At 67.8% G+C, this 25485-nt stretch carries 24 protein-coding genes; 5 read left to right on the top strand and 19 right to left on the bottom strand.

Annotated elements, in window-relative coordinates; genetic code table 11:
* Window positions 1–51: 51 nt before the first annotated feature.
* Complete coding sequence (locus BMY29_RS05605) at window positions 52–261, bottom strand: hypothetical protein (RefSeq protein ID WP_049990509.1); 210 nt, start codon at window positions 259–261, stop codon at window positions 52–54.
* A gap of 412 nt (window positions 262–673) precedes the next feature.
* Here BMY29_RS05605 and BMY29_RS05600 point away from each other — a divergent pair, with 412 nt between their 5' ends.
* Window positions 674–2590 carry a PAS domain-containing protein gene (locus BMY29_RS05600; protein ID WP_049990510.1) on the top strand — a complete coding sequence of 639 codons (1917 nt, stop codon included), beginning with the start codon at window positions 674–676 and terminating at the stop codon, window positions 2588–2590.
* Window positions 2591–2646: 56 nt separating this feature from the next.
* Here the strand turns inward: BMY29_RS05600 and BMY29_RS05595 are convergent, their stop codons facing one another.
* Together BMY29_RS05595 and purL are read right to left on the bottom strand one after the other, a co-directional pair.
* Window positions 2647–3234, bottom strand: coding sequence for a response regulator transcription factor (locus BMY29_RS05595; RefSeq protein ID WP_049990511.1), 588 nt, complete (start codon window positions 3232–3234; stop codon window positions 2647–2649).
* 194 nt (window positions 3235–3428) lie between these two features.
* Complete coding sequence (gene purL / locus BMY29_RS05590; protein ID WP_049990512.1) at window positions 3429–5600, bottom strand: phosphoribosylformylglycinamidine synthase subunit PurL; 2172 nt, start codon at window positions 5598–5600, stop codon at window positions 3429–3431.
* A gap of 271 nt (window positions 5601–5871) precedes the next feature.
* Here purL and BMY29_RS05585 point away from each other — a divergent pair, with 271 nt between their 5' ends.
* Window positions 5872–6555, top strand: a complete 684-nt coding sequence (locus tag BMY29_RS05585) for a PHP domain-containing protein (RefSeq protein WP_049990513.1) — start codon at window positions 5872–5874, stop codon at window positions 6553–6555.
* On the top strand, window positions 6552–7733 hold the full coding sequence (locus BMY29_RS05580; RefSeq protein WP_049990514.1) for an asparagine synthase C-terminal domain-containing protein: 1182 nt from the start codon (window positions 6552–6554) through the stop codon (window positions 7731–7733). The genes BMY29_RS05585 and BMY29_RS05580 overlap by 4 nt, the downstream gene beginning before the upstream one ends.
* 16 nt (window positions 7734–7749) lie before the next feature.
* Here the strand turns inward: BMY29_RS05580 and BMY29_RS05575 are convergent, their stop codons facing one another.
* The 8 genes from BMY29_RS05575 to BMY29_RS21580 form a co-directional block, all read right to left on the bottom strand.
* Window positions 7750–8076 carry a cupin domain-containing protein gene (locus BMY29_RS05575; protein WP_049990515.1) on the bottom strand — a complete coding sequence of 109 codons (327 nt, stop codon included), beginning with the start codon at window positions 8074–8076 and terminating at the stop codon, window positions 7750–7752.
* Between the two features lie 91 nt (window positions 8077–8167).
* Complete coding sequence (locus tag BMY29_RS05570) at window positions 8168–9259, bottom strand: Mrp/NBP35 family ATP-binding protein (protein WP_049990516.1); 1092 nt, start codon at window positions 9257–9259, stop codon at window positions 8168–8170.
* Window positions 9260–9445: 186 nt separating this feature from the next.
* Window positions 9446–9760: a hypothetical protein gene (locus tag BMY29_RS05565; RefSeq protein ID WP_049990517.1), complete on the bottom strand. Its 315-nt coding sequence runs from the start codon at window positions 9758–9760 to the stop codon at window positions 9446–9448.
* Window positions 9757–11172, bottom strand: a complete 1416-nt coding sequence (nrfD, locus tag BMY29_RS05560) for an NrfD/PsrC family molybdoenzyme membrane anchor subunit (protein ID WP_049990518.1) — start codon at window positions 11170–11172, stop codon at window positions 9757–9759. The genes BMY29_RS05565 and nrfD overlap by 4 nt, the downstream gene beginning before the upstream one ends.
* On the bottom strand, window positions 11169–12803 hold the full coding sequence (locus tag BMY29_RS05555; protein ID WP_049990519.1) for a 4Fe-4S ferredoxin N-terminal domain-containing protein: 1635 nt from the start codon (window positions 12801–12803) through the stop codon (window positions 11169–11171). Before BMY29_RS05555 ends, nrfD begins: the two co-directional genes overlap by 4 nt.
* A 387-nt stretch (window positions 12804–13190) precedes the next feature.
* A complete protein-coding gene (locus BMY29_RS05550; RefSeq protein WP_049990520.1) occupies window positions 13191–13865 on the bottom strand; it encodes a helix-turn-helix domain-containing protein in 675 nt (224 codons plus the stop codon).
* Between the two features lie 213 nt (window positions 13866–14078).
* Entirely contained in the window at window positions 14079–15020 is a 942-nt protein-coding gene (locus tag BMY29_RS05545) for an alpha/beta fold hydrolase (protein WP_049990521.1), read from the bottom strand.
* Window positions 15021–15181: 161 nt separating this feature from the next.
* Window positions 15182–15307 (bottom strand): hypothetical protein, encoded by a 126-nt coding sequence (locus BMY29_RS21580; RefSeq protein WP_275041249.1) that lies wholly within the window; start codon window positions 15305–15307, stop codon window positions 15182–15184.
* A 206-nt stretch (window positions 15308–15513) separates the two neighbouring features.
* Here BMY29_RS21580 and gatC point away from each other — a divergent pair, with 206 nt between their 5' ends.
* Both gatC and gatA read left to right on the top strand, forming a co-directional pair.
* Window positions 15514–15792 carry an Asp-tRNA(Asn)/Glu-tRNA(Gln) amidotransferase subunit GatC gene (gatC, locus tag BMY29_RS05540; RefSeq protein ID WP_049990522.1) on the top strand — a complete coding sequence of 93 codons (279 nt, stop codon included), beginning with the start codon at window positions 15514–15516 and terminating at the stop codon, window positions 15790–15792.
* 2 nt (window positions 15793–15794) lie between these two features.
* Window positions 15795–17069 (top strand): Asp-tRNA(Asn)/Glu-tRNA(Gln) amidotransferase subunit GatA, encoded by a 1275-nt coding sequence (gatA, locus tag BMY29_RS05535; protein ID WP_049990523.1) that lies wholly within the window; start codon window positions 15795–15797, stop codon window positions 17067–17069.
* Between the two features lie 362 nt (window positions 17070–17431).
* On the opposite strand, the gene BMY29_RS05530 is transcribed toward gatA, so the two are convergent.
* The 8 genes from BMY29_RS05530 to BMY29_RS05495 form a co-directional block, all read right to left on the bottom strand.
* Window positions 17432–17782, bottom strand: coding sequence for a helix-turn-helix transcriptional regulator (locus tag BMY29_RS05530; RefSeq protein WP_049990585.1), 351 nt, complete (start codon window positions 17780–17782; stop codon window positions 17432–17434).
* Between the two features lie 72 nt (window positions 17783–17854).
* The gene (locus BMY29_RS05525) at window positions 17855–18691 is read right to left on the bottom strand and encodes an NRDE family protein (RefSeq protein ID WP_049990524.1); all 837 of its coding nucleotides are present in this window, start codon (window positions 18689–18691) and stop codon (window positions 17855–17857) included.
* Between the two features lie 100 nt (window positions 18692–18791).
* Window positions 18792–20435 (bottom strand): class I adenylate-forming enzyme family protein, encoded by a 1644-nt coding sequence (locus BMY29_RS05520; protein ID WP_049990586.1) that lies wholly within the window; start codon window positions 20433–20435, stop codon window positions 18792–18794.
* Entirely contained in the window at window positions 20432–21529 is a 1098-nt protein-coding gene (locus BMY29_RS05515) for a mandelate racemase/muconate lactonizing enzyme family protein (protein WP_049990525.1), read from the bottom strand. Before BMY29_RS05515 ends, BMY29_RS05520 begins: the two co-directional genes overlap by 4 nt.
* Entirely contained in the window at window positions 21526–22473 is a 948-nt protein-coding gene (locus BMY29_RS05510) for a 1,4-dihydroxy-2-naphthoate polyprenyltransferase (RefSeq protein ID WP_049990526.1), read from the bottom strand. The genes BMY29_RS05515 and BMY29_RS05510 overlap by 4 nt, the downstream gene beginning before the upstream one ends.
* Before the next feature lie 68 nt (window positions 22474–22541).
* Window positions 22542–23843, bottom strand: coding sequence for a DUF7350 domain-containing protein (locus BMY29_RS05505; RefSeq protein WP_049990527.1), 1302 nt, complete (start codon window positions 23841–23843; stop codon window positions 22542–22544).
* Window positions 23844–23870: 27 nt separating this feature from the next.
* Window positions 23871–24761, bottom strand: a complete 891-nt coding sequence (locus BMY29_RS05500) for a 1,4-dihydroxy-2-naphthoyl-CoA synthase (protein WP_049990528.1) — start codon at window positions 24759–24761, stop codon at window positions 23871–23873.
* Window positions 24762–25073: 312 nt separating this feature from the next.
* Window positions 25074–25485 (bottom strand): methyltransferase domain-containing protein (locus BMY29_RS05495; protein WP_143067657.1); only part of this gene is annotated, 412 nt, incomplete at its 5' end.

The raw sequence follows: 25485 nt of genomic DNA, 5'->3' as shown, positions 1-25485 counted from the left end.
GCGGGGCCGTCGGCGAAAACGTCGCGACGCGAAGAGAAACCCGGCGTTCGCTCAGGACGACTTCTCGTCGCGGTCGCCCGATTCGTACCAGGCCGCGATCAGGCCGGAGAGGAGGAAGAGCGCGAGGCCGGGGACGACCCCGGATCGCCACCCGTCGTTCAGTCCGAACTCGACGAAGCCGCCCGCAAGGAGAATGATCCCCACCGCGATGACGGTCGCGATACCACCCAGTACCGAAAGTCGGCCGACGAACCCAGTCATAGCGACGGTCCCTACCCAGTCGGACGTAATAAGCTGCCTGCCTGAATCACCGGCCCACTCCGGCGTGAGTGTCTCTCGCACCCGAAACCGGGAACCGACTCGCGATCGGCTCGGCCCGTGATGCCGGTTGCGCGTCCTCACCGGGTCATCAGCGACGTCACGGTCGTCGTGACGGCGGCCACGAACGGATCCGTGTTCCCGGGCGAAGCGCCGCCCGACGGCGGTCGCGCGGTAAGTCGGCTGCGTCGTGAGACTGGAGCGCACGCCGTCGTTCGGCCACGACACTGAAATAGGACGTTCACGAATTATGTCGTGACTGCCTGTCGATGTATCCAACGGTTGTGAGCGAGGTCTGTCTCGACGAGGGGGAGCCAGGCCCGCCGGACGAGAGCGAGCGCGGGGGTGGCAAGCCGTGACGACGCGATCGGTCCCGATCGTCGACCGCGTCACCGACGCCTTCTTCGCCCTCGATACGGGCTTTCGGTTCACCTACCTCAACGAACGGGCCGAGACGCTGCTGAAACGCTCCCGTGAGGAGCTGATCGGCCGGGTCATGTGGGACGAGTTCCCCCAGACCGTCGAGACGCAGTTCCCCGAGGGCTTTCACCGCGCGATGGACGAACAGGTCCCGGTCTCGTTCGAAATCTACCACACGCATCTGGAGACCTGGTTCGAGGCGAAAGCTTATCCCTCGGAATCAGGTCTGTCGGTCTACATGCGCGACGTCAGCGAGCGGAAGGCCCAGGAGACCACCCTGGCCCAACACGCCGCGGTCGTCGAGGCGATCCGGGACGCCGTCGTCACGCTCGATCGGAACCGAGAGATCGTCACGGTCAACGGGGCCACCGAGGCGGTCCTCGGCGCCGACCGGACCGCGCTCGTCGGCGAACACGTCGAAACGCTGACCGACCAGGCGGGAATCGCCGACGAGGACGCCGTCGCGATCGGCCGGGCGATTACCGACGTCGACGTCGGCAACGCCGATCGTCGCCAACTCGAGTTGCCCTACACCGGTCCGGACGGCGACGATCGGATGGGCGAGTTCCGGTTCGTGCCCGTCGAAGACAACACCGCGACCGTCGCCGCCGTCGTCCGCGACGTCACCGACCGCCACGAGTACGAGCGCGTCGTCACGTCGCTGCACGAGATCACCAGGTGGCTGTTGGAGTCCGACGATCCCGAGGAGATCTGTGCGATCGCCGTCCACTCGGGTAGCGACCTGCTCGAACTCCCGATCAGCGGTGTCTGGCTGCTCGAGGAGGAACACGGCTACCTCGAGCCGATCGCCGGCACCGCCGGCGCTTACGACGAGTTCGGCGGCCTTCCACGGTTCAACCCCGGCGAGGGGCTCGTCTGGGACGTCTTCGAAGCCGGCGAGGTCGAGCGGTTCGACGACCTCGCGACCGTCGACGACCTCTACAACCCCGACACGCCGATCCGCTCGGAGATCATCGCGCCGATCGGGACCCACGGCGTGCTCATGACCGGCTCGCTCGAACCCGACCAGTTCGACGAGACCGACGTCGAACTCCTCTCGACGCTCGTCGAGAACACGCGCGCCGCCCTCGATCGCGCCCAGCGAGAGCGCGTTCTCAGAGACCGGACGGCCGAACTCGAACGCCAGACCGAGCGCCTCGAGGCCGTCGCCGAGGTTCTCTCGAACGATCTGCAACGCCAACTCGAGGCCGTCGCCGACGCGCTCGCTGCCGACGGGACCGGGGCCGAGGGAAGAACCGAAACCGAAGCCGGAGCCGGGATCGAGACCGATGAGTGGGAGTTCCCGCTCGCGGAAGACGCCGTCGAGACGACCCTCGACCGGGCCGAACGGCTCGTCGACGACGTCCGCGAGTTCGCCCGCAACGCCACCGCCGTCGGCCCGCGCAGCCGGCTCCGCCTCGAATCGGCCGTCGAGGACGCGGTCCGCGACTCCCGCCTCGACGAGGACGCCGTCGTCGTCGACGCCGCAGCTGCGCTTCGAGCCGACCCCGACCGGTTCGTCCACCTCCTCGAGACGGCCTTCGACAGCGCCGTCGCCCGCGCCGGCGCCGATGGCGACGTGACGATCCAGATCGGCCTGGTCGGCTTCGACGACCGCGGCAGCCGCGGCTTCTTCGTGCTCGACGACGCCGCGGAGATCCCGCCGACCGCACACGACCGGGTGCTCGACCCGACCGCCGACGACGACACCGCGATCGACGGGCTCGGCCTCGCGCTCGTCCGAGCCATCGCCGAGGCCCACGACTGGACGTGTACCGTCACCAACGGGCAAAACGGCGGGACGCGGATCGAGATCCGGGATATCACGACGCTCGAACAGCGCATCGAATAAGCAGCTACCACCGACCCGAGCCGGTCCGCGGCAGCGGGCCGGCCGGTCGCTACCCGCTACTCCTGGGCCACGGATTCGCGCACGATATCCCGACAGAGCTGCCGGTATCCGCCCTGATCCAGCAGCTCTCGCATCGTATCGTCGACCGTGACGCGGAGGACGGCCAGGCGGTCCTCGAGTTCGGCGTACTCCTGGCTGGCTTTGCGTTCGGCCTCGGTCTTTTGCTCGTCGAGCAGCGCCTTCTTCGAGGCGAGCGCGAAGAACTCCTGAAGCTGCTCGTCGTACGTCGACCGGAGCAACAGTTGGTCGATGGTCTCGGCCAGTTCGTCCTTCGAGACGGGTTTGACGAGGTAGTCGTCGAAGCCCAGTTCGACGATGTCGAAGTCGGGTTCGACCGCCGTCACCATCGCGACCCGGCAGTCGAGCGATCGGTCACGGATAGCGTCGAGGACGGTGTCGCCGGAGAGCCCCGGCATCCGTCGGTCGAGGAGAACGACGTCGGTCGTCTCGTCGATGGCGTCTAACGCCTCGGAGCCGTCGTGAGCCGTCTCGACGTCGTACTCGTCGCCGATCCAGGTGGCGTACAGGCTCGCGAGGTCGGGTTCGTCTTCGACGATCAGGACGGACGGAGTATCGGTGGGCATCGGGGGCTCTGGGACTATCGGTTCGTCGGTCAAATCGTCCCCGGCGCATATCAAGATACCGGAGAATCGAACGGGAATCGCGTGCCGAATTCGGATTTCGGATCGCCGACGGTCGATCCGCTGCCGATCGATCGCGACAGTGAACGTGTCTCGAAACGGAACCGGACCGCGGCCGGGGGCAGGGGCGGGAGCGGTTACTCGAGTTCGCGCTCGATCGTCTCGCGCAGGTCGCCGATCTCGGCCGCATCCGTCGCGATCGTCTCGTCGCCGACGTCGATCGCGAGGGCGCCGTCACCCGTCGCCGACCCCAGTTCGTAAACCGGTGCGACGCCGTCGAACGCCTCTCGGACCGCGTCGACCGACTCGGTCTGGATCAGCGCGCGGCCAGGCTGTTCGTGGAACAGCTCGCCCGTGGGGTCGTCGCCGGGCAGCGATACGTCGAGGCCGGCCTCGTCCGTGACCATCTCGGCGAGCGCGACGGCCAGGCCGCCGTGGCTGACGTCGTGGACGGCCAGCGTCGCGTCGTCGTCCGCGACCGCGGCGAGGGCCTCGATCAGGGCCGCGGGTTCGTCGGGCAGGGCCGGGAACCGGTCGCTGCCGTCGAATTGGGCGAGGTACTCGGAGCCGCCGAGGCGGCACTCGCCGCGCTCGAGGCCGAGGTCGCCGACGAGGACCAGCTCGCTCTCGCTTTCGGACTCGACCGACAGCGGCGGCGCGTCGTAGCCCTCTTTCGCGCCGATCATCGCCAGGGTCGGCGTCGGCGGGATCGGGCCGGCGACGGAGTCGTTGTACAGCGAGACGTTCCCGCCGACGACCGGCGTCGACAGCGTCTCGCACATCTCGGCCAGGCCGTCGACGATTCCGGTAAAGCCGCCGTAGACGTCCGGCTTCTCCGGGTTGCCGCCGTTGAGGCAGTCGACGGCGGCAAGCGGCGTCGCGCCCTTGGCCGCGATATTCGTCGCGTTCTCGAGCGCGACCGCACGGGCGCCCTCGTAGGGCGCGGCGTCGGTCCAGTTCGGCGCGGCGCCGGACGAGATCGCGAGCCCCTGGTCGGCTTCCCGGACTGCGATGATCGCCGCGTCGTCGCCCGGGCCGACGCTCGTGCGCACGCCGACCTCGTGGTCGTACTGGCGGTAGACCCACCGCTTCGAGGCGGTGTTGGGGCTGGCGACGACGGTCTCGACGGCCTCCGCGAGGTCGACCTCGGGGAGCTCGGTCTCGGGCTGTTCGGGGTCGTCAGACGGGAGATCGTTCATCGGCGCGCCCTCGCCGAGGAATTCGGCGTCAACGTCGACGACCGTCTCGCCCTCGAAGGTGGCGACGTAGTTGCCCTCGGTGATCTCGCCGATGACCGAGCAGCCGAGATCGAACCGCTCGGCGATCTCGCACACGCGGTCGACGTTCTCGGGCTCGACCTCGTAGCACATCCGCTCCTGGGACTCCGCGAGCAGGATCTCGAGTGCCGACATGTTCGGCTCGCGCTGGTGGACCCGCTCGAGTTCGATCTCGGCGCCGAGCCCGCCCTTGGCGACCAGCTCGCTCGAGGCGCCGCCGAGGCCGGCGGCACCGAGGTCGCGGGCCGATTCGATCAAGCCCTCGTCGACGAGCTGTTCGTTGGCCTCGATCAGCAACTTCTCCGCGTAGGGGTCGCCGACCTGAACCGCGGGTCGGTCCTCGGTCTCGGCGTCCTCCGCCAGGTCCTCGCTGGCGAAGGAGGCCCCGCCGAGCCCGTCGCGGCCGGTGGCGTTCCCGACCAGGACGAGCTTGTTTCCCGGCTCCTGAGCCTCGGCAGTGACCAGGCGCTCCTCGTCGGTCAGGCCGACGCAGGCGACGTTGACCAGCGGATTCCCCTCGTAGTCGGGGTGGAAATCGACGCTGCCGGCGACCGTCGGGACGCCGATGCAGTTGCCGTAGTGGCTGATCCCCTCGACGACGCCCTCGAAGAGGTACTTGGAGTGCTCGCGGTCGAACTCGCCGAAGTACAGCGAGTCGGCCAGCGCGATCGGGTAGGCGCCCATCGAGAGGGTGTCGCGGACGATGCCGCCGACGCCCGTCGCGGCGCCATCGAACGGATCCACGTAGGACGGATGGTTGTGGCTCTCGATGCCCAGCGTAACGTAGGTCGCGTTCTCACCGTCGCCATCACCACTCTCGTCTTCGCCCGGCAGCGCGACGACCGCCGCGTCGTCACCCGGCCCGATGACGACCCCCTCGCCCTCGCTGTCGAACGCCGACAGCAGGGGTCGCGAGGAGCGGTACGCGCAGTGCTCGCTCCAGAGGTTCTCGAACAGCGCCGCCTCTGCCCGAGTCGGCTCCCGGTCTAACTCGGCGACGACCAGTTCGCGGTCCGAATCGGCAAGACTCATTCATCTAAGTGATGAAAGTCGGTCGGTAAATGGGTTTCCATATGCACGTTCGTGTATTGATTCGGCGGCAGGTCGTCGTTGCAGCGATCCGTGCGGTTCGTCGTCGATCGCTCCGAACTCCCGCGCAACGTAATGGCGCGGTCGCTGCGGTCGGCTCGCGGCAACGGCCGCCGATATCGCCCTCGTTCGGCCCAGCATCGTCCAGCATCGGGGAGTTCGACGGCGTCCGCTTATCGGGGCGCTTTTGATCAATCGCGAAAAACAACCATTCGTGCTGTCGGTCGAACTTCACACGCACTCGTCGCTGTCCTACGACGGTCGCGACCCTGTCGATCTCATCCTCGAGCAGGCCGAAGCCGTCGGCCTCGACGCGATCGCGGTCACGGACCACGACGAGATCGACGCGAGCCTGGCGGCCGCCGAGCGCGCCGCCGACTACGGTCTCGTCGGGATCCCCGGTATGGAGATCTCGAGCAAGGCCGGCCACATCCTGGGTTTCGGTCTCGAGGAGGCCGTCCCGCCAGGGCTCTCCTACGAGTCGACCATCGAAGCGATCCACGACCAGGGCGGCCTGGCGGTGATCCCCCACCCCTTCCAGGAGTCTCGCCACGGCGTGATGGCCCGCATCTCCCGCGAGCAACTCGCGCTGGGCGACGCGATCGAGGTCTACAACTCTCGGCTGTTCACCGGCCGAGCCAACCGCCAGGCCGAGCGCTACGCCCGCTCGCGAGACCTGCCGATGACCGCCGGCAGCGACGCCCACATCAGCGAGATGGTCGGCCAGGCGGTCACCCGCGTCGACGCCGAGGAACGATCGGCCGACGCAATCCTCGCGGCCATCGCGGAGGGGAAGACGACCGTCGAAGGGAAACGGACGCCGTGGCACATCAGCATTCAGCAGTTCGCCGGCGGCGTCACGCGCCGAGTGGGCCACGTTCTGAAACTATTCCGATGACTGATACGGACACAGACGCGGACGCCGCGCTCCGCGGCGCCGAGCCGACGACCGTCCGCGACGCCCTCGATACCGGCGAACCGCTGCCGGGAACGACCGGGTTCGCGGGCGCGGTCGACGGCCGACTCGTTCGCGACGTGCTCGGGCGGGTGCCCCTGTTCGTCGAATCGGGGGCCGAGACCGATTCCGACCCCGACGAGCCGACCTGGTCGTTCGAGCCGACCGCGCTCGAGGAGCCGACGCTCTTTCCGGCGGGGACTGTCGCGCCCGTCGACGATCCGGTGGCCGGCCAGGCGTCCCGCTGGACGCTCCCTGATCCCGACCCCGCGGATCGGGATGCCGCGCTCGAAGCCCTCGACGACGCGATCCGGACGGCGACCGAGGCCGCCCAGCGGGACGACCGCGAGATCGCCGTCGCCTTCTCCGGCGGCGTCGACTCGGCGCTGGTCGCCGAACTGCTCGACGCGCCGCTGTACGTCGTCGGCTTCCCGGACAGCCACGACGTCGAGGCCGCACGAACGGCCGCCGACGCGATGGGCCGCGACCTCACGGTCATCGAACTCGAACCGGTAGATCTCGAACGCGCCGTTCCCGAGGTCGCGCGGGCGACCGGCCGGACAAACGCGATGGACGTCCAGATCGCGCTGCCGCTGTCTCTCGTCGGCGAGCGCGTTGCCGCCGACGGGTTCGACGCGCTCGCGGTCGGCCAGGGCGCGGACGAACTGTTCGGCGGCTACGAGAAGGTCGTCCGGCTCGATCACCGCGTCGACGCCGAGACGGTCCGCGGCGCCGTCCGCGAGCAGATCCGAAGCCTCCCCGACCAGCTCCCGCGGGACGTCCTGACGATCGAGGCGACCGGCCTGGCGCCGGTCGCGCCGTTCCTCCACGACGCCGTGGTCGAGGCAGCGCTGCGCCTGCCCGACGAGCTTCTGGCCGACGAGGAGCGGCGAAAGCGCGGCTTCCGGCAGGTGGCGGCCTGGTATCTGCCAGACGAGGTCGCCCACCGGGACAAGAAGGCGGTCCAGTACGGCAGTCTGGTCGCTCGCGAACTCGATCGGCTCGCTCGCCAGGCGGGCTACAAGCGACGGATGGACGACCACGTCGGCAAGTACGTCGCGTCGCTGCTCGCGGACGGGGACGCTCCCGAGCCGGTCGGGGCCGACGCGGACGGAGAATAACTCGCGTCCTCGCCGGTTAGGACGGCAGCGGACAGAGGCTCGCCGTGAACACCACCGTCTCGTCGGTCTCGTTTCTCGCGCCGTGGTCGACGCCGCGCTCGTGATGAACGACGCCTGGCGCTTCGATTGCCTCGCTCTCCTCGCCCTGGATCACGGTCACCGTTCCCTCGAGCACGTGGAAGACGTTCGTGCTGTCGGCGTGCTCGTGGGGCTCGAGTTCGGCGCCCGGGCCGAGCGCGAACGCCTTCACGAGGACGTCGTCGGTGACGACCAGTTCCGCGGTTTCGACGTCGCCGTCGTCCGGTTCGAGATCGGCGATCGAATCGGCGTATCGATCGAGCATGAACTGACGGTTGGACGGACGGCACCATAACGACAGGGGGACGGAGAGGAAAGGAGCAGAAGAGAAGCGGACTGCGCGAGCGGGACCCGACTCAGTCTTCCGTCTCGGTCGGCAGCTTGTTCGCTGGCTCGTGCTCGACGTTGTCCGCGACCGTCCGGCGGTTGGCCTCGCCGATCCGGTTGGCGACCTCGCCGACCAGGTCCTCGAGGTGGCTCTGGACCTCGCTGTCGTCGTCCTTGACGAGCGCCCCCTCGCTGCCGTCGGCCCCGAAGTCGGGGTGGATCGGGATCTGGCCCAGCAGCGGGACGTCGTACTTGTCGACGATGGTCTCCGCGCCGCCGGTGCCGAACAGGCCGTGCTGGTCGCCACAGGACGGACAGATGAACGAACTCATGTTCTCGACGACGCCCAGCACCGGGGTGTCGTGCTTGTTGAACATCTGGATCCCCTTGCGGGTGTCGTCTAAGGCCATTTCCTGGGGCGTCGTGACGACGACCGAGCCCGTGACGGGCATCGACTGCAGCAGGTTCAGCGTCGCGTCGCCGGTCCCCGGCGGCAGGTCGACGATGAGGTAGTCCAGGCGGCCCCACTCGACGCCCTCCAGGAACTTCATCATGAACTTGTTGACCATCGGGCCGCGGAGGATCGCGGGGTCGTCTTCCTCCTCCATCATGAGGCCCATGCTGATGACCCGAACGCCGTCCGACCGCGGCGGGACGATCTCCTCGTTGGGCGTGACGCCGGGGTCGCTCTCGACCGGCAGGATACGGGGGATGTTCGGCCCGTGAATGTCCGCGTCGAGCAGGCCGACCATCGCACCGCGTTTCTCGAGGCCGGCCGCGAGGTTAGCCGCGACCGTCGTCTTGCCGACCCCACCCTTCCCCGATGAGACGGCGATGACGTTGCGAACCCGCGGGAGGACCTCGTCGTCGAAACCGTGTTCCTCGTCGACGTGTGCGCGCAGGTCGGCCTCGAGGCCGGCGTCTTCGATGACGTCGCGGACCTGATTGCCGATCTCCATCTCGGAGGGGGCGTAGGGCGCGTTGAAGGCCAGCGAGATCCGGGCGGTCTCGTCGTCGATGGAGACGTTGTTGACCAGGCCCAGCGAAACGATATCCTCGCCGATGTCCGGGTCTTCGACCTCCTCGAGTTTGATTTCGAGTTCGTGTTCAGTGATGCTCATAGTGGCGATGTGCTAGCCGTAGGAAGGGTGCGGAACGGGATACGTGTGATGGTTCGGGACTCGACAGGCGGCACGGACTCCGGCTGCCGGCGGACGCATCTGCGAGACGCCGGCCGTGGCTGTGTCGGATTTCGGCTGCGAAAAATGAAACCGCGGTACTCGTGTTCGGATGCGATACGGACGACGTTACGACGGCGGGCCGACGCTGCTGAACGGCTCCGGCGCGCCGCCGTAGAAGAGGAGGCCGATCAGTACCGTCAGGACCAGCATCGAGACCCACATCGTCGTCGTCAGACCGACCAGGTAGCTCACGCCGAGCAGTCCGGTCTTCGTGTCGCGGGGTTCACCGAGGAACCAGGCCGCGAGCATGATGTAGACCGGGACAAGGATGACGGCGAAGATGATCCAGGTCCCCTCGTTGGCGAAGCCGGTGAAGCCGGCGGTGCCGTCGTAGCCGTGGTACAGGACTTTCGACGGGAGAGTTGCGATTGCTGTGTTCATGCTTCCACCTCGGGTTCGGTCGCGTCAGTGTGCTCGTGCTCGTGCTCGTGCTCGTGCTCGTGATCGTGGTCACCGCGCAGGTGTTCGATCGCGTGGAGCTCGACCACTGGGACCAACTTCGAGACGTTGAGGAATAAAAGTGCGACCAGACCGGCCGTCCCGACGAGCGACAGCCACTCGATCACACTCGGGAAGTACTCCCCGGGCGTCGCGGCGTAGATGTTGAAGTGCGGGTCCATGAAGCCTTCGACGACGAACAGGACCTTCTCGGTCAGCGTCCCGGCCAGAATCGCACAGCTGGCGATGAGGGCCCGCTTCTTGCTGAACAGCGCCGGGCGGATCGCCTGCAGGAAGATGTACACGAGCGTGGCGAAGATCATCCCGATCGCGATGCGGTAGAGCGGGTGGGCGATTTTCGCCTCAGACGCGTGTGCCCGGTCGAGCGGACCGAGGAAGATGCCGTTGAGGACGTACTGGAGCTGGAACCACAGGAACAACAGGGTGAAGAACCCGAGCCACAGGAGCAGCCCGCGGAAGATGTCGTCGGTGATGATGTGGTCCCAGTCGTAGGCGCGGCGGAACGAGTACGAGATGATCGTCACGCCGCTGATCGCCGACATCAGCGCGATGCTGAGGAACATCGGCCCCTGGATCCCGCCGGTCCAGGCGGGCATCGCCGGGAGGACCGAGAACAGCCACGGAATGACGCCGCCGTGGAGCAGGAGCGGGGCCATGATGATGACCGCGGCCGCGAGCCACCAGACCATCCGCTCGATGATCTTGTCTTCTTTCTTCGTGTAGCCGAAGGTCAGCACGTTGTAGACCAGTCCGTACAGGTCCGGAAGCTGAACGCCCCCGACCTTCGGTGCGAACGAAGGGAGGTCGTCACGCAGCCGGGCGACGTCGTACCGGATCGTCAGCCCGAGATAGGTCGCTGACAGCACGAAGTAGGCCGTGATGACCGTCACGTCCCACACCAGCGGCGAGTTGTTGACCGTGATGTGGTAGTGACCGATGACGCTCGTGACCATCCGGTCCGGACGGCCCATGTGGACCAGGATGTAAAAGCCGGCGGCCGAGAGACCGCCGATCGTCGTCAGCTCCGCGATACGGGCGATCGGCATGTACCGATCCATGCCGAGCAGTCGGACGGCGGCCGAGAGGATGATGCCGCCGTGAGCGACGCCGACCCACCAGATGAACGCGCCGATGTACAGGCCCCAGGTCGAGCCGCCACCGGTACCCCAGTCGCCGAGGCCGGTGACGATCATGCCCTCCCGGAGCTGGTAGGACCAGGCCACGAGGAAGGCCACGAGCCCCAGGGCTGCGGCGCCATAGAGGATGACGTACTTCTTCGTGAACGTGTTGATCGGTCGGAGGATGTCCTCCTCGGACGGCGTTTTCGTGCTCATAGTGAGACACCGTCAACGTGACCGACCGTTCCCTCGTCGAGGACATCCTGACGCTTGTCAGTCAGCCCGACGTCCTCGTACTTCGTCGGCCCGTCGACCTGCTCGGCTTCCGGACCGGGTTCCTGACCGAGGTACGTGATGTTCGGGTGCGTGCCGATGTCCTCGAGCAGCTTGAACTTCGCGCTCGGGTTGCCGGCGAACTGCTGGAGCCGGACCTGAGCGTCCTCGGCTTCGCCGGAGCCGAGTCGCAGTTCGGTGAGGACGTCCTCGCTCTCGAGGTCGACGTACTGTTCGAGCGCCTCGAGGGACTCGAGGATCGTCTCCTGCTTCTGGAGAATCGTGTTGTTCTCCTCCTCGCCCGGATCGGTTTCGGTGTCCTGGCTGGCGATCTCGATCGCCTTCATGATACTGACGAGCTCGGTGTCGAGGTCCTCGACGGCCTCGGTCGCGGACGCGAGGTCGTCGTCCTCGCTGAGGTTCTCGTCGATCGTGTCGACCGAGGGCACGTCGCGTTCGACGTCGATGACGGCCCGGCTCTTGATCGGGTGTTCGCGGTGCTGGCTGGCGTCGCTCTTCTCGTCCTTGACGTTCCCGAACTGGATCGCGTTCGGCGGGCAGGCCTCCTCGCAGGCGGTCGTCCCGCGCATGTCGTCGCCGCGGTTGCCGTCCTGGTGGGACGGGCACATCGTACACTTGCTCATCGTGCCGCGGGGGGAGCGACTGTCGACCCAGCGCTCGCCGTGGTCGTACTCGGCGTGCGTGACTTCGTCGGAGTCGTCGACGTTCTGATTATCCGCGATCTGGTCGTAGGACGTGTCGGGCTCGTCCCACTGGAAGTAGTTGACGCCGTAGGGACAGGCGACCTGGCAGTACCGGCAGCCGATACAGACGTCGTAGTCGGTCAGCACCAGGCCGTCCTTGTCGCGGGTGTGACGGGCCGTGGTCGGACAGACCTTCTCACAGGGGGCGTCCGTACAGTGCTGGCACGGCCGGACGAGCATGTTGAAGTCGCTGTTCCCGCCCTCCACGGTGGGCTCCGGGGACGGGGAGGAGGTGAGTTCGTCCTCGAAGGCCATGACGTACATCCAGTTGACACCCTGATCGAGGTCGTTCTCCTCAGTACAGGCGGTCATACAGGAGAGACAGCCGTCACACCGCTCGAGGTCGATCGTCATCCCCCACTGGACGTCTCGCTCATGGACCTCCTGAGATTCGCTGTGCGGGCCTTCTTCTTCGGCGAGGCTCTGAGGACCGTCGACGGCGTCGCCGAAGGCACCGACCCCGACGGCCGCCGCACCGACGCCCATCTTCTTCATCGTCTCGCGACGGGTCTCCTCGCCGTCGCCGTCGAACTTGCTGAGCATCCGGGAGACGGTGCCCTTGGTCTCTTCCTTGGCAGCCTCGTAGGCTTCCTTGGTCGGGCGCTCGTCCTCGCCGAACTCCTCCATCACGTCCTCGTGATACTTCTCGTGGAATTTGGCCTCGGAGAGTTCGCCCTTGGTGACGCGCATCGCGTCACGGGCCATGTCCATACCGAGCTGGCTGTCGTACTCGGTATCGTCGAGCATCGTCTCGAGTTCGTCTTCCCACTCGTCCCCGAGCGGGTGGAATGATTCATCGTCCGTGCTCATTAGATCAGAACACCTCTGAATATGACACTGGTGTCATGCCGGAGGTACTCGACGGCATGCACTTGAAATCGTTCATTTGTGATCCTCATTCCCCGTCTCGCAACCCAACTCGGATGAAATGTAAACCCGATTTCCAGCCTGTGAGAATCGACCCGAACTTGTTCGGTGATATATTTCGAAGAGGGATCGAACGACCCTGTCTACTCACGAACACGAACGCCGTACTCTCCGAGAGTCAGACGGAGACTGAGCGCCGTATTTCAGCCGAGAGAATGAGTATCAATGACACAGATCGGCTCGTCTGCTCGAGCCAAGTAACAGTACCGATTTCGTGGTTTCGGCGGTCGGGACTTCCAAATAGCCCATGCCACAGCGAACCGAGGCTGCTCACGTACTCGCGAGCTGATCTTCGAGACTCCCGTCTCCGGCGACGCCAGGCAGGTCGTCGACGAACCGCTTGATGATGGCCTCTTCGGCTCGGTGGAGCGTCTCGCTGCAGGTCGATTTGGCGATGTCGAGGTGGTCGGCCAGCTCGGTCAGCGAACAGCGACGCGGGGTGTCGTAATACCCCTGCTCAACCGCGGCGGCGACCACCTCGAGCTGGCGCTCCGAGAGCAGTTGGCTCTCGTGGAGTCGCTCGCGGACGTGCTCGATCCGGTACTGGAACCCGAAGTGCTCGAGCTGATCGGCCAGTTCGGCCAGGCGCTCGCGGGAGCCGGTGACCTCGATCGTCGCCTGGCCATCTCGGATTTCGATCGGCAACTCGATCGGCAGCCCGGATTCGCGGGCGGAGAACAGCAGGAGTGGGGCCGTGGTCTCGAAGTGGACCGTCGCCTCGTTGTCCGCCCACTGGGCGAGCGTGAGTTCGGTGAGCTGCGGGTGATCGTCCATGTCCTCGATCGCGTCGGGGACCGACGCGCCGGTGACCCGAACGAGGGCGAAGCCGGTCTCGGAACCGGGGACGGCCGCGAGGACCTGGAAGGTGGACTCGGGGTAGTCGGTCGATAGCTGCTGGATCCAGACCTCCTCGGGCAGGGTGATAGTGAGGGTCGCGTGAGCCATACGAACGTGTTTCGTCCGGATCTATATCCCGGTGCCTACGAATATATTCGTTCGATTCCAGCCGCGTGGGAATCCCACTAGCTGCGAACACGTTCGAACGCCCGTCCGAGCGATCGCGACCCTGGAGCGGTGCCGGTGGTCGAAGCAGCGGACTGGGCGATCGAACCGACGACGAAGACGCGACCGTCACCGGACGGCGTGACGCGCTACCGACTATCCTCGTGCCCGACCGGCGTCCGGCGACCCGAAGTGCTCGCGCAGCAGGGTCGCCAGGCGGGCCGGTTTCTCGTGAGGAACCCAGTGGCTCGTTTCGGGCAGCACCTCGACGCGCGAATCGCGACAGAACTGCGCGCTGTCGACTGCCAGCGAGGAGACGAGCGCGACGTCGTCCGCACCCCAGACGACGAGCGTCGGCGCGTCGACCCGTTCGGTCGACGGCCGCGGCGGATACCGCGCCGCTGCGCGGTACCAGTTGAGCATGCCGGTGAGCGCGCCCGCTCGATCCCAGGCGCGACGGTAGCGCGCCAGATCGTCGTCGCTGAACGTTCCCGGCGCGGCAGTTCCGCGAAGCGCGCGTTCGAGCAGCCGGTAGTCGTCGTACCGGCAGATGCGTTCGGGAAGCCACGGGAGCTGAAAGCCGGCGGCGTACCAGCTCCGGCGCAGTTGCTCGGGGTTCGCGAGCAGCTGCCGGCGGTACGCGGTCGGATGCGGCGCGTTGATAATCGCGAGCCGATCGACGACCGCCGGATGGCGGCGCGCGAGGTCCCAGGCGACCAGGCCGCCCCAGTCGTGGCCGACGACGTGCGCCCGGTCCCGGCCCTCGGTCGCGATCAGGGCGGCGACGTCCCGGGAGAGTTCGCGAGTCCGGTAGGGTCGCACGCCCGCGGGCTTCTCGCTCAGGTTGTAGCCGCGCTGGTCGGGGACGAGCACCCGGTAGCCGGCCTCGACGAGCGGCCCGATCTGAGTCCGCCAGCCGTACCAGAACTCGGGGAACCCGTGGAGGAGAACGACAAGCGGGGCCGAGTCGTCGCCGGCGGCGACGACGTGTAGCTCGACGCCGTCGACGGTGCGGCGAGTCGCGGTCGCATCGACCGATCGCGGAACGGCGGCCTCGAGGGCGTCCGCCGTCGCGCTCGCTCGCGGCGTCGAACTCATTTACTGCGACCTGCACCGCGAGCGGTCATATCGGTTGGGGGTAGCGAGGGACGGTGACTCGCGTCTCGCGGATCGCCGAGGACCTCGCCTGGTCCGACGGAGACGACGGTCGGAGACGCGTCGCTGGCTCGTCGATCGGTCGAGCGCAGCGATCCCCGCCGTCACGTCCAGACGCGGAGGCAGTCGGTCGAACAGAAGTGCAGTTCGACGTCCTCCTGATCGTCCGGTTCGACGTAGGTCGTCAGCGTGTACGCGACCTCGTCGGCGTCGCAGTTGTCGCAGTGCATACCGGGACGCGCGACGGGATCGGTCTTGAGTATAGGTCGGTTATCCCGGTTGCGTCGTTCCGATCGGTTCGCTAATAACGTATTAGAAATCGTCAATATCACGTTGTGCAACTGATTTGGCGGGCTCCCGGCGGTTCGGCGAGCGTTCAGGCCGCCGCGCCGGGCGTATCGAAACCCTTACTCCCTGCAGGCCGGTGCGGACACGTATGAGCGACGACGCCGTCAATCCTGAGGAGGTCCGCCACGTCGCGGAGCTCGCTCGCGTCGACCTCGCGGACGACGAGGTCGACCGGTTCACCGAGCAGTTCGCGGACATCCTCGAGTACTTCGAGACCCTAGACGAGGTGCCGGAAGTCGACCGCGACGCCGACCTCGCGAACGTGATGCGCCCCGACGAGGAACGCCCCTCGCTCGAAAGCGAGGAGGCGCTCCGGAACGCGTCGGAGACCGAGGACGGCTACTTCAAAGGCCCGAACGTCTCGTAACCATGTCGGAGAACATCTTCATCACCGAGGAGCGGATCGAGGGCGCCGACGACGGGCCGCTGGCCGGCACGACCGTCGCCGTCAAGGACAACATCTCGACCGCGGGCGTCCGGACGACCTGCGGCTCGGCGATGCTCGAGGACTACGTCCCGCCGTACGACGCGACGGTCGTCTCCCGCCTCAAGGAGGCCGGCGCGACCATCGTCGGCAAGGCCAACATGGACGAGTTCGGGATGGGAACGACCAACGAGACCTCCCACTTCGGCTCGGTGGACAACCCCGCTGCGCCCGGTCGCGTTCCGGGCGGCTCCTCGGGCGGTTCGGCGGCCGCGGTCGCCGCCGGCGAGGCCGACGTCGCGCTCGGCTCGGACACCGGCGGCTCGGTCCGCTGTCCCGCCGCCTTCTGCGGCGTCGTCGGCATCAAGCCCACCTACGGCCTGGTCTCCCGGTACGGCCTGGTCGCCTACGCGAACAGCTTAGAGCAGATCGGTCCCTTCGGCGAGACCGTCGAGGACGCCGCGCAGTTGCTCGACGTGATCGCCGGGAGCGACGAGCGCGACGCGACGACACGTGAGGTGCCGCGCGAGGACGACGCGAGCTACGTCGACGCCGCGACCGGGGACGTCGACGGCCTCTCGATCGGGGTGCCAACGGAACTGCTCGACGGCGCCGACGAGGGCGTCGTCGAGACCTTCTGGGACGCCATCGCCGACCTCGAGGACCGGGGCGCAGAGTACCACGAGGTCTCCCTGCCCTCCGTCGAGCACGCCGTCGAAGCCTACTACGTGATCGCGATGTCGGAGGCCTCCTCGAACCTCGCGCGGTTCGACGGCGTCCGCTACGGCCACTCGAGCGACGCCGAGGGGAACTGGAACGAGACGTTCGCGAAGACCCGCGAGGAAGGCTTCGGCGACGAGGTCAAGCGCCGTATCCTGCTGGGGACGTACGCGCTCTCGGCGGGGTACCACGACAAGTACTACAAGAAGGCCCAAGACGCCCGAGCGTGGGTTAAGCAGGACTTCGACGAGGCCCTCTCGGAGGCCGACGTGCTCGCCAGCCCCACGATGCCGGTCCCGCCGTTCGAACTCGGCGAGAGCCTGGACGATCCGCTCCAGATGTACCTGGCCGACGCGAACACCGTTCCCGTCAACCTCGCGGACCTGCCCGCGATCTCGGTCCCGGCGGGCGAGACCGACGGGCTCCCCGTCGGACTCCAGCTCGTCGGTCCCGCCTTCAGCGAAGCGCGGCTGATCCGGGCCGCAAGCGCGCTCGCCTGATCGGCGGCTCGACGCCGATCCCGTCGCGATCGACGGGCCGATCGGTCAGGGATCGGTCGCTACTAGTCCGACGACGGAACCCTGCTAGACCTTGCTCCGGCTCCACGGAATGGCCGGTTCGAACTGCAGGCCGTCACCGGCCGGAGCCGGACGCGGGACGGGCTGTGCGCGAAGTGCACCGGCGATTCATCGAAGCGCTCGACCGCGACGAGTAGCGTCGTCGATTCGGTAGGCAAAAATCAAAATACGGTCTCTGATTCTCGGTCTCGGTCTCGAACTCGTCCGATCGGTCGATCCGATCGACCAGGCCATCGTCCAGCGGCCGTCGCCACGCTCTCGCGTCGGTCGACGGCGCCGGATCGTTACTCCTCGTACGCGAGGTTCATGATCCACTGCGAGAAGGCGTCGCTGTTGGGATCGACCTCTTCCTCGCCGATAAACGGCGAGAGCATGTCGCCGGCCATCAGGAGCGTGAAATCCAGATCGCGGGCGGTCGGCGCGATGTAGTAGGTGTTGTGCCCGTCGTAGACCGTTTCCTCCCGGTCGACCAGGTCCTTCTCGACGAGCGATTCGACGATCCGGCTGCCCTTGCGTGAGGAGACGCCGAGTTCCTTCCAGAAGTCGCTCTGGTGGATGCCGCCGGTCTCGCGGACGAGTTCGAGACCTGCTCGCTCGTCCTCGGTGAGTTCGGCTTCGGCCGCAGACACGCTCACGGCGACCACCTCTCCGTGCGCGTCGCTACAGGCAGGAGTGCGTCCATGTCCATACGACGGGGGGCGAGCCGCTTAAATGTGCCCTTCCCCGTCAACGCCGCCGACTCCTCGGTCGTCCTCGACTTCCATGCCGTCCGCGGTGCTGTCGATATCGCGGTCGCTACCGATGTCGGCGGCGATATCGACGGGCCGGTAGCTCGTCCGACAGGGTGGCCCCGGCGCGAATTCGTAGCTCGCGGTCTCGGGTCCGAGGGCGATCAGCGACGACGATCGGGTTCCGAATCCGTCTCGGTGGATACAGACGCCGTACTCGTGGTCGCCTAAGACCGCGCCCGCTCGCTCGAGCCACTCCGCGGCCGTCTCGTTCGGGCCGGCTGCGAGCACCTCCCGAACCGCCCGCGCGTTCGCCGCCTGGTCGCGTCCCGCGTCGGTTCGGATCGACGGCGCGTCGACCTCGTCGTCGACCGCGACGTTGACGACGACGTGGACACCCGGCTCGAACTCAGTCGCCGAGAGCGAGCCGTCCCACCGATAGCAGACGGCCTGGTCGGCGTCGGCGACGACGAGATAGAAGCCGTCGTACTCGGCGTTTGCGGTCGCGTCCTCGACGATCGACCGGGCTTCCGCGGCCGAGCGGGCCGCGAGGGCGTCGGCGACGAGCAGCCCCCGCGAGCGCTCGCCGGCGAGGTCGGCGTCGGTCCACTTGTTCGTGATGCCGACGAAGACGCCGTGCTCGTTGTAGCCGATCCAGGTGCCGCCGGCCTCGGCGTCCCGCGGGGCGACCGCCAGCGGCTCGTCGCGATAGACGGCGGGCGGCACCGACTCCCGCCCGAACGCTTCGTCCCGGTTCGCGGCGACCGCGACCGGCGCGTCGTCGAAGACTCGCCAGGCGAGGGTGAGCGTACACACGGGGCCCACTAGGAGAGCCAGCGTCTTAACTCCGATTCAAGCGGAACCGGCGACGAGAAACGCCGTCAATGCCGATCAGCGTCGGCGGGCGCGCCCGGCGTCACGTCACCTCGGTCGCGTCCGTCCCCGCCTGGCGAAGCCGTTCCCGAACCGCCTCGCGGTCGATCGTGCCCGACGCGGTCCGGGGGAGCGAATCGGCGACGCCGATCGTCTTCGGCCGCTTGAAGCCGGCGAGACGGGCATCGCAGTGAGCGAGCAGCGAGTCGAGGTTGAGGGACTCGTGGCCCCCGTCGCCGTCCGAACCCGAGCCGGCCGGCGAGTCGCGCTCGACGAGCGCCGCGACCCGCTCGCCCCATTCCGTGTCCGCGAGGCCGACGACCGCGGCGTCCGCGACGCGGGGGTGCGACCGGAGAATCGCGCGCACTTCGCCCGGGTCGACGTTCTCGCCGCCGGTAACGATGCGGTCGCTGCGGCGATTGAGGACCCACAGCCGGCCGTCGTCGTCGCGGTAGCCGACGTCGCCGGTGTAGAGTCCGCGCTCGCCGAACGCCGCCTCGGTCGCGTCTCGGTCGAGGTAGCCGGGCGTCACCGTCGGCCCCGAGACGACGAGTTCGCCCTGCTCGCCCGGATCGACCGGATTGTCGTCCTCGCCGACGACGGTCACGTCGGTAAAGAGCAGCGGCTGACCCACGGTTCCCTCGTGGGTCGCGGTCTCGCCCGGCGTCGCCGTCGCGATCTGGGACGCCGTCTCGGTCATCCCGTAGGTCGGGTGGACCGGCACGCCTCGGTCGCGACAACGCGCGAGCAACTCGTCCGTGGCGGGCGCGCCGCCGAGCAGGACGAACCGCAGGGCGTCGGTCGGCTCCCAGCCGGCGTCGAGCAGCCGCTTGCACATCGTCGGAACCAGCGAGACCCCGGTCACGTCGTAATCGGCGAGCACGCGGGTCGTCGCGTCCGCGTCGAACTCGCGCTGGATCACGACCGGCGTCCCGTACAGCGCCGAGCGGAAGACGGGCGCCAGGCCGCCCATGTGATACATCGGGAGACAGCATAGCCACCGGTCGTCGGGAGTGACCCCCAGCCGGAACGCGGAGGCGGTCGCGCTCGCGACCAGGTTGCCGACCGTCAGGCGGACGGCCTTCGGGCGGCCGGACGTGCCAGAGGTGAACATGAGCAGCTGTTCGTCATCGCGGTCGAGCGGAACCGGATCGACCGACCGAGACTCGCGGTCGCGATCGGCATCCACGTCAGTGCTCCCCCGAGGCGGGATCAGGGACCGTATCCGATCGACTTCCGGGTCGTCCACCGAGTAAACGTCAACGTCGGTCCCCCCATCGTCGGTCTCGGACGTAATCGCGAGCGCGGCTTCCTCGGTCGCCCGCTCGCAGACGATCGCCCCGAGACCGGTCCGATCGACCTTTCCCGCGAGTTCGCCCGCCGTCTCGCGGACGTTCAGCGGGACCACGGTCGTCCCGGTCCGCATCGCCGCGAAGAAGAGCGTCGCGAAGGCCGGCCTGGTGTCCATGAGCACGCCGAGCCGTTCGGTGCCGTCTCCCCCCTCGTCCCCGTCGCGGTCGAGGACGGACCGGAGACCCACCGCCGCGCGGTCGACGCGGCGGTCGAACTCGCGGAACGTCCAGTTCGCGTCCGTCTCGACGTCGATCAGCGCCGTCCGCTGGGGCGTGGTCGCCGCGCGGTGGGCGACCAGGTCCCGCGTCGGCCAGTCGACCGGGTCGCCGATCATCGCCGCCACACCCCATCGACGCCGAGGCCTTTCGCCTGGGGAACGACCGCCGACCCCTTCTCGAGTAAGACGGGATCCTGGCCGAGGTCCTCCGCGAGCAGTTCGCCCGTCGCGAGCCCGCAGGCGGGGATGTCGGGGATCGCCGCCGCGAGGTGGACCGCGCCCGTCCGCGCGACGACTCCGTCGATGGTGGTCGTCACCAGCGGCGTGATATCGAGTTCGGTCAACCAGGCGGCGACCTTGCGCGCCACGTCGACCCCGCCCAGCGCCATCGGTTTCAGGACGACGACGTCAGCCGCGCCGGCCTCGCAGATCGCGTCGACGCCGTGCTCGAGCAGGCCCTCGTCGAGCGCGATCGAGACGCCGCGGCTGCGCTCTCGGAGGTCCGCGTGGCCCTCGAGGGCACCCGCGGGGAGGGGTTGTTCGAGGATCGAGACGCCGTGGTCCGCGAACCCGTCCAGCGCCGATTCGGCCTCCTCGTAGGTCCAGCCCTCGTTGGCGTCCGCCCGGAGTTCGACCGCATCGCCCACGACCTCGCGAGCGCGGCGGACGCGCTCGACGTCCTCCTCGACGCTGCGGAGCCCCACCTTCAGCTTGCAGCAGTCGAAGCCGCGCTCGACCGCGCGGCGCGCTTCGGCGACGGTCTCGTCCGGCGACCCGTCGCCGATCGTCGCGTTGACCGGCACCCGGCCGACCATCGGCCCCTGGCTGAGATAGCGGTACAACGGCGTCGCCTTCCGTGTCGCCTGCAGGTCCGCCAGCGCCAGCGAGAGCGCGTGCCTGGCCGCGACCTGCCGGTCGACGGCCTCGAGCGCCTCGCTCGGTCCGCCCTCCCGGAGCGCCTCCCGGGCGCGGTCGAGCGCTCGCTCGCAGTCCGCTTTCGATTCCGTCCAGCCGGGCAGCGGCGTCGCCTCGCCGTAGCCGACGGGCGGTTCGTCGCCGGGGTCGGCGGCGTCTCCGTCGTCCGCCTGGTCGACCAGGCGAACGAGGAAGCCGTCCCGGGTGTCGATCGTCCCGTCGGCCGTCTCGAATGGTTCCTCGAGGTCGAGCGAGAACGATCGGTACTCGAGGGAGAGGTCCTCGTGCGCGCTCATAGCACCACCAGACCCCCGGCGAAACAGATCGCGTACGCCGCGAGCAGCTTGCCGGTCCCCTCGAGCGCGGGGTTGAGCGCCTCGCCGTCCGTTCGCGTACACACCGTTCGGGCGATTACGACGGCGTAGGGGAGCGTGACCAGCGGCAGCAGGACGCCGGGGCCGAAGCCCGTCTCGCCGAGCCAGAGCCAGGGCGGGACGAGGTACGCCAGCGCGAGCGCGGCGACGTACTCGACGCGGCTCCACCGGTAGCCGAGCCGAACGGCGAGGGTGCGCTTGCCGGTCGCGGCGTCGGTCTCCAAGTCGCGGACGTTGTTCACGATGATGATGGCCGTCGAGATGCCGGCCACGGGGAGGCTCGCGGCGACGGCCTCGAGCGTGACCGTCCCGTCGGGGATCGTCGTCGTCAGCGGCGCCGCGAGGACGTCCGCTGCCTGAACGTAGTAGGTCCCCGTCACGGCGACGAGTCCGAAGAAGACGAAGACGAACAGGTCGCCCAGGCCGTGATAACCCAGCGGGTAGGGGCCGCCGGTGTACGCCCAGCCACAGAGGACACTCACCAGCCCGACGACGAGGATGGGGAGCCCGCCGACGTAGACGAGGTAGGTTCCCGAGAGGATCGCCAGGCCGAACGTCACGACGGTCGCGAGCTTGACTTTCTCGGGGGAGATGAGCCCGGACTGCGTGACGCGCGTGAATCCCTCGCGGTCCTCGGTGTCGGCGCCGTTGACCGCGTCGTAGTAGTCGTTCGCGAAGTTCGTTCCGATCTGGATCAGTGCCGCTCCGACGAAGGCAAAAAACGCCGGCAGCGGCGCGAAAACGCCCTCGTGGGCCGCGAGTCCCGTCCCTACGATCACCGGGGCCGCGGCCGCGGGCAAGGTCTGCGGGCGGGCCGCCATCAGCCACGCCTTCGTCCGTGAGATTTCGACCTCGGCCGTACTCATGGGTCGAGTGTCCCACTCGAGAGAGTGTCAACGTTGGCATTGCGACTCGCCGCCCGCCGACCGCCGCGTCAGTCCCCGGGCACCGCTAATTCGACCGATTCCATCTCGAAAAACGCCGTCTCGTAGCCCTGGTGGCGGGCCGTCTGCGGCGGCGACTCGACGACGATCCGCACCGAATCGCCCGAGCGAACGTCGGCGAGCGTCCGGCCGTAATGGAGGCCGTACTCGTCGTCCAGCGTGGCCTGAAGCATCCGATCGGCGACCGCCTCGCCGTCGCGCTCGACGACGGCGCGCAGCGACGTGTTCGAGAGCGGCACGCGGTTGTACGGCGTCCGCGGCGAGACGAGGAGGTAGCGGCCGTCGTCGCTATCGTCAGCGTCGTCACTGCCGTCGGTACCATCGCCAGCGTCGCCACTGTCGTCACCAGCCACCAGACGCGAGCCCGCTTCGAACAGCGTCGCGACGACGACCGCGTCGCCGCTGCGCGGCAGGCGGCCGTCCTCGTCGGTCGCGTCGGCATCTGCGTTCGGATCGACGAGCCTGGTACCGGGATACTCGTCGGCCGGCGGCAGCGCGGAGTACGGGACGTCGTCGTGCCCGCCGTGCCCGTTCTCCGAACCGTCGGCCGCCGTCCCGTTTCGATGAGGCATCGGTTCGAGCGCACCCCGATCGCCCCAGCGGTCCCGGGCTAACAGGTCGATGCCGTCGACGATCTCGTCGCGGAAGGCCTGGTCGTAGGTGAACTCGAACGTCGCGGTCGCGCGCTCGGTGAACCGCCCCGCGAATGCGCCGGTCCGACGGATCGGCACCGGCGGCAGCGCGACGCGGACGGCGTAGCTCCCGTCGGCCGGCAGGGAGACGTTGTCTCCGAAGTGAAACCCCATCTCCTGGGAGAGCATGGGCCACAGCGACCGCGACGCGACTTCGTCGCCGGTGTCCGCCCGCTCGATCGTCACGTGCGGGCTGATATCGACGGGAAGCGCGCGCTCCGTGTCCGGATCCCAGACGGTGAGCATTAGGTGCACGCCGCGACCGACGTCGAGTTCCTCGAGCTGGCGATCGGTTCCGGTGACGACCCAGAACGGATGCGGATACGAGAGCATCGGCGTCAGCATGTATTCGCCGGCCGCGACCGGCTCGAGTAGCCGCATCGATTTCCGGTGGCCCGGCAGGTACACCGCGTCCGGCGGGTCGTCGAGCATCGGGATCGGCGCGGTCCCCGTGATGTCTTCGCCGCCCTCGTCGGACCCGGACTCTTCGCCGTCACCGTCAGTTCCGGGTTCGGTCCCCGGCGCCGCACAGCCCGCCAGGCCGGCCGCGGCCGGGAGCGAAAGCGGCGCCGTCCGTCGGAGGAACGTTCGTCGGTTCATAGTCGGGTCACTCGAGTACCGCCGCGATCAGTAGTGCCACGGGAAGTCGTCAAAGTCCGGTTCGCGGCCCTCGACGAAGGCGTCCCGGCCTTCCTCGGCTTCGTCGGTCATGTACCCCAGCCGGGTTGCCTCGCCGGCGAAGACTTGCTGGCCGACCAGGCCGTCGTCGGTCATGTTGAACGCGTACTTGAGCATCCGCATCGCCGTCGGGCTCTTGGCGTTGATCCGCTCACCCCACTCGAGGGCGGTCTCCTCGAGGTCTTCGTGAGGGACGACCTCGTTGACCATTCCCATCTCCGCGGCCTCCTCGGCGTCGTAGGTCTTCCCGAGGAAGAACACCTCCCGGGCCTTCTTCTGGCCGATCTGTTTGGCCAGGTACGCCGAGCCGAAGCCGGCGTCGTAGCTGGCCACGTCGGGGTCGGTCTGGAGGAACTTCGCGTGCTCCTCGCTCGCGAGCGTGAGGTCGCAGACGACGTGCAGGGAGTGGCCGCCGCCGACGGCCCACCCCGGGACGACGCAGACGACGACCTTCGGAATGTGGCGGATCAGCCGCTGGACCTCGAGAATGTGGAGCCGACCCTGTTCGGACGCCCGCTCCTCGTCGCCCTCGTACTGATAGCCGTCCTCGCCGCGGATCGTCTGGTCGCCGCCCGAACAGAACGCCCAGCCGCCGTCCTTCGGCGACGGCCCGTTGCCGGTCAGCAAGATACAGCCCACGTCGGTCTGGCGCTTGGCGTGGTCCAAGGCGTCGTACAACTCGTCGACGGTTCCCGGACGGAAGGCGTTGCGGACGTCCGGCCGGTCGAAGGCAATCCGCACCGTCCCGGAGTCGACCGCCCGGTGGTAGGTGATATCGCGGAAGTCGTCGTTCAGTTCGAACGGCTCCCAGCGCTCGGGATCGAACAGTTCCGAAACCATTGGCTCGTCTTTGGTCGGCGGTGGCTGAAATAGATTCGCGTCGCGGCCGGCAAGCGATCGGCCGCCAACCGCGCGCCCGGGGATCGCGATGCGAGTCGAACCGTCTACAGCCGCGTCGCGTTCGGTCCCCCAAAGCAGGCGTGACGGCGACGGAATGACGGTCCGAATAACTGCGCGATCGGCCAGGACTGTCGGGGATGTGCGTGGGACGCGGAAACGATCGAGGAACCCACTGATAAGTCCGTTCGAAGCAGGCTAGACCGAACGGCGACGCCGATCGAAAATTCGACCGATGAACGTAGCGAACCGGATCTATCCGCTCGGTTTGGCTCCGGTAATCCTCGCTGAGACGAGGACATCGTCTAAGTCTCGGTCATCTCCCCACTCCCGAATGAAGTCGCGGGTTTCGTCGATGGGTTCGATCTGGATATCCTGAAAACCCGCCTGGTCGAGAAGCGTTTCCACCTCGTCGATCCGCGACGCGCCGCCGACACACTCCGCGATCGAGTCGAGATCGGCCCGCAATTCGTCGGGAAGTGCCGCGGTCAGTACGACGTCCGAAATGGCCACTCTGCCGCCAGGACAGAGCACGCGATACGCCTCCTCGAACACCTGCTGTTTGTCGGGCGAGAGATTGAGGACGCAATTCGAGATGATGACGTCGATCGTCTCGTCGCTGACGGGCAAGTGTTCTATCTCACCGAGACGGAATTCGACGTTCTCG

It is taken from the genome of Natrinema salifodinae (assembly GCF_900110455.1).
GTDB classification, from domain to species: domain Archaea; phylum Halobacteriota; class Halobacteria; order Halobacteriales; family Natrialbaceae; genus Natrinema; species Natrinema salifodinae.
The sequence above is the reverse complement of the archived record's forward strand: the minus strand, read 5'-3'. Positions and strand labels throughout refer to the sequence as shown.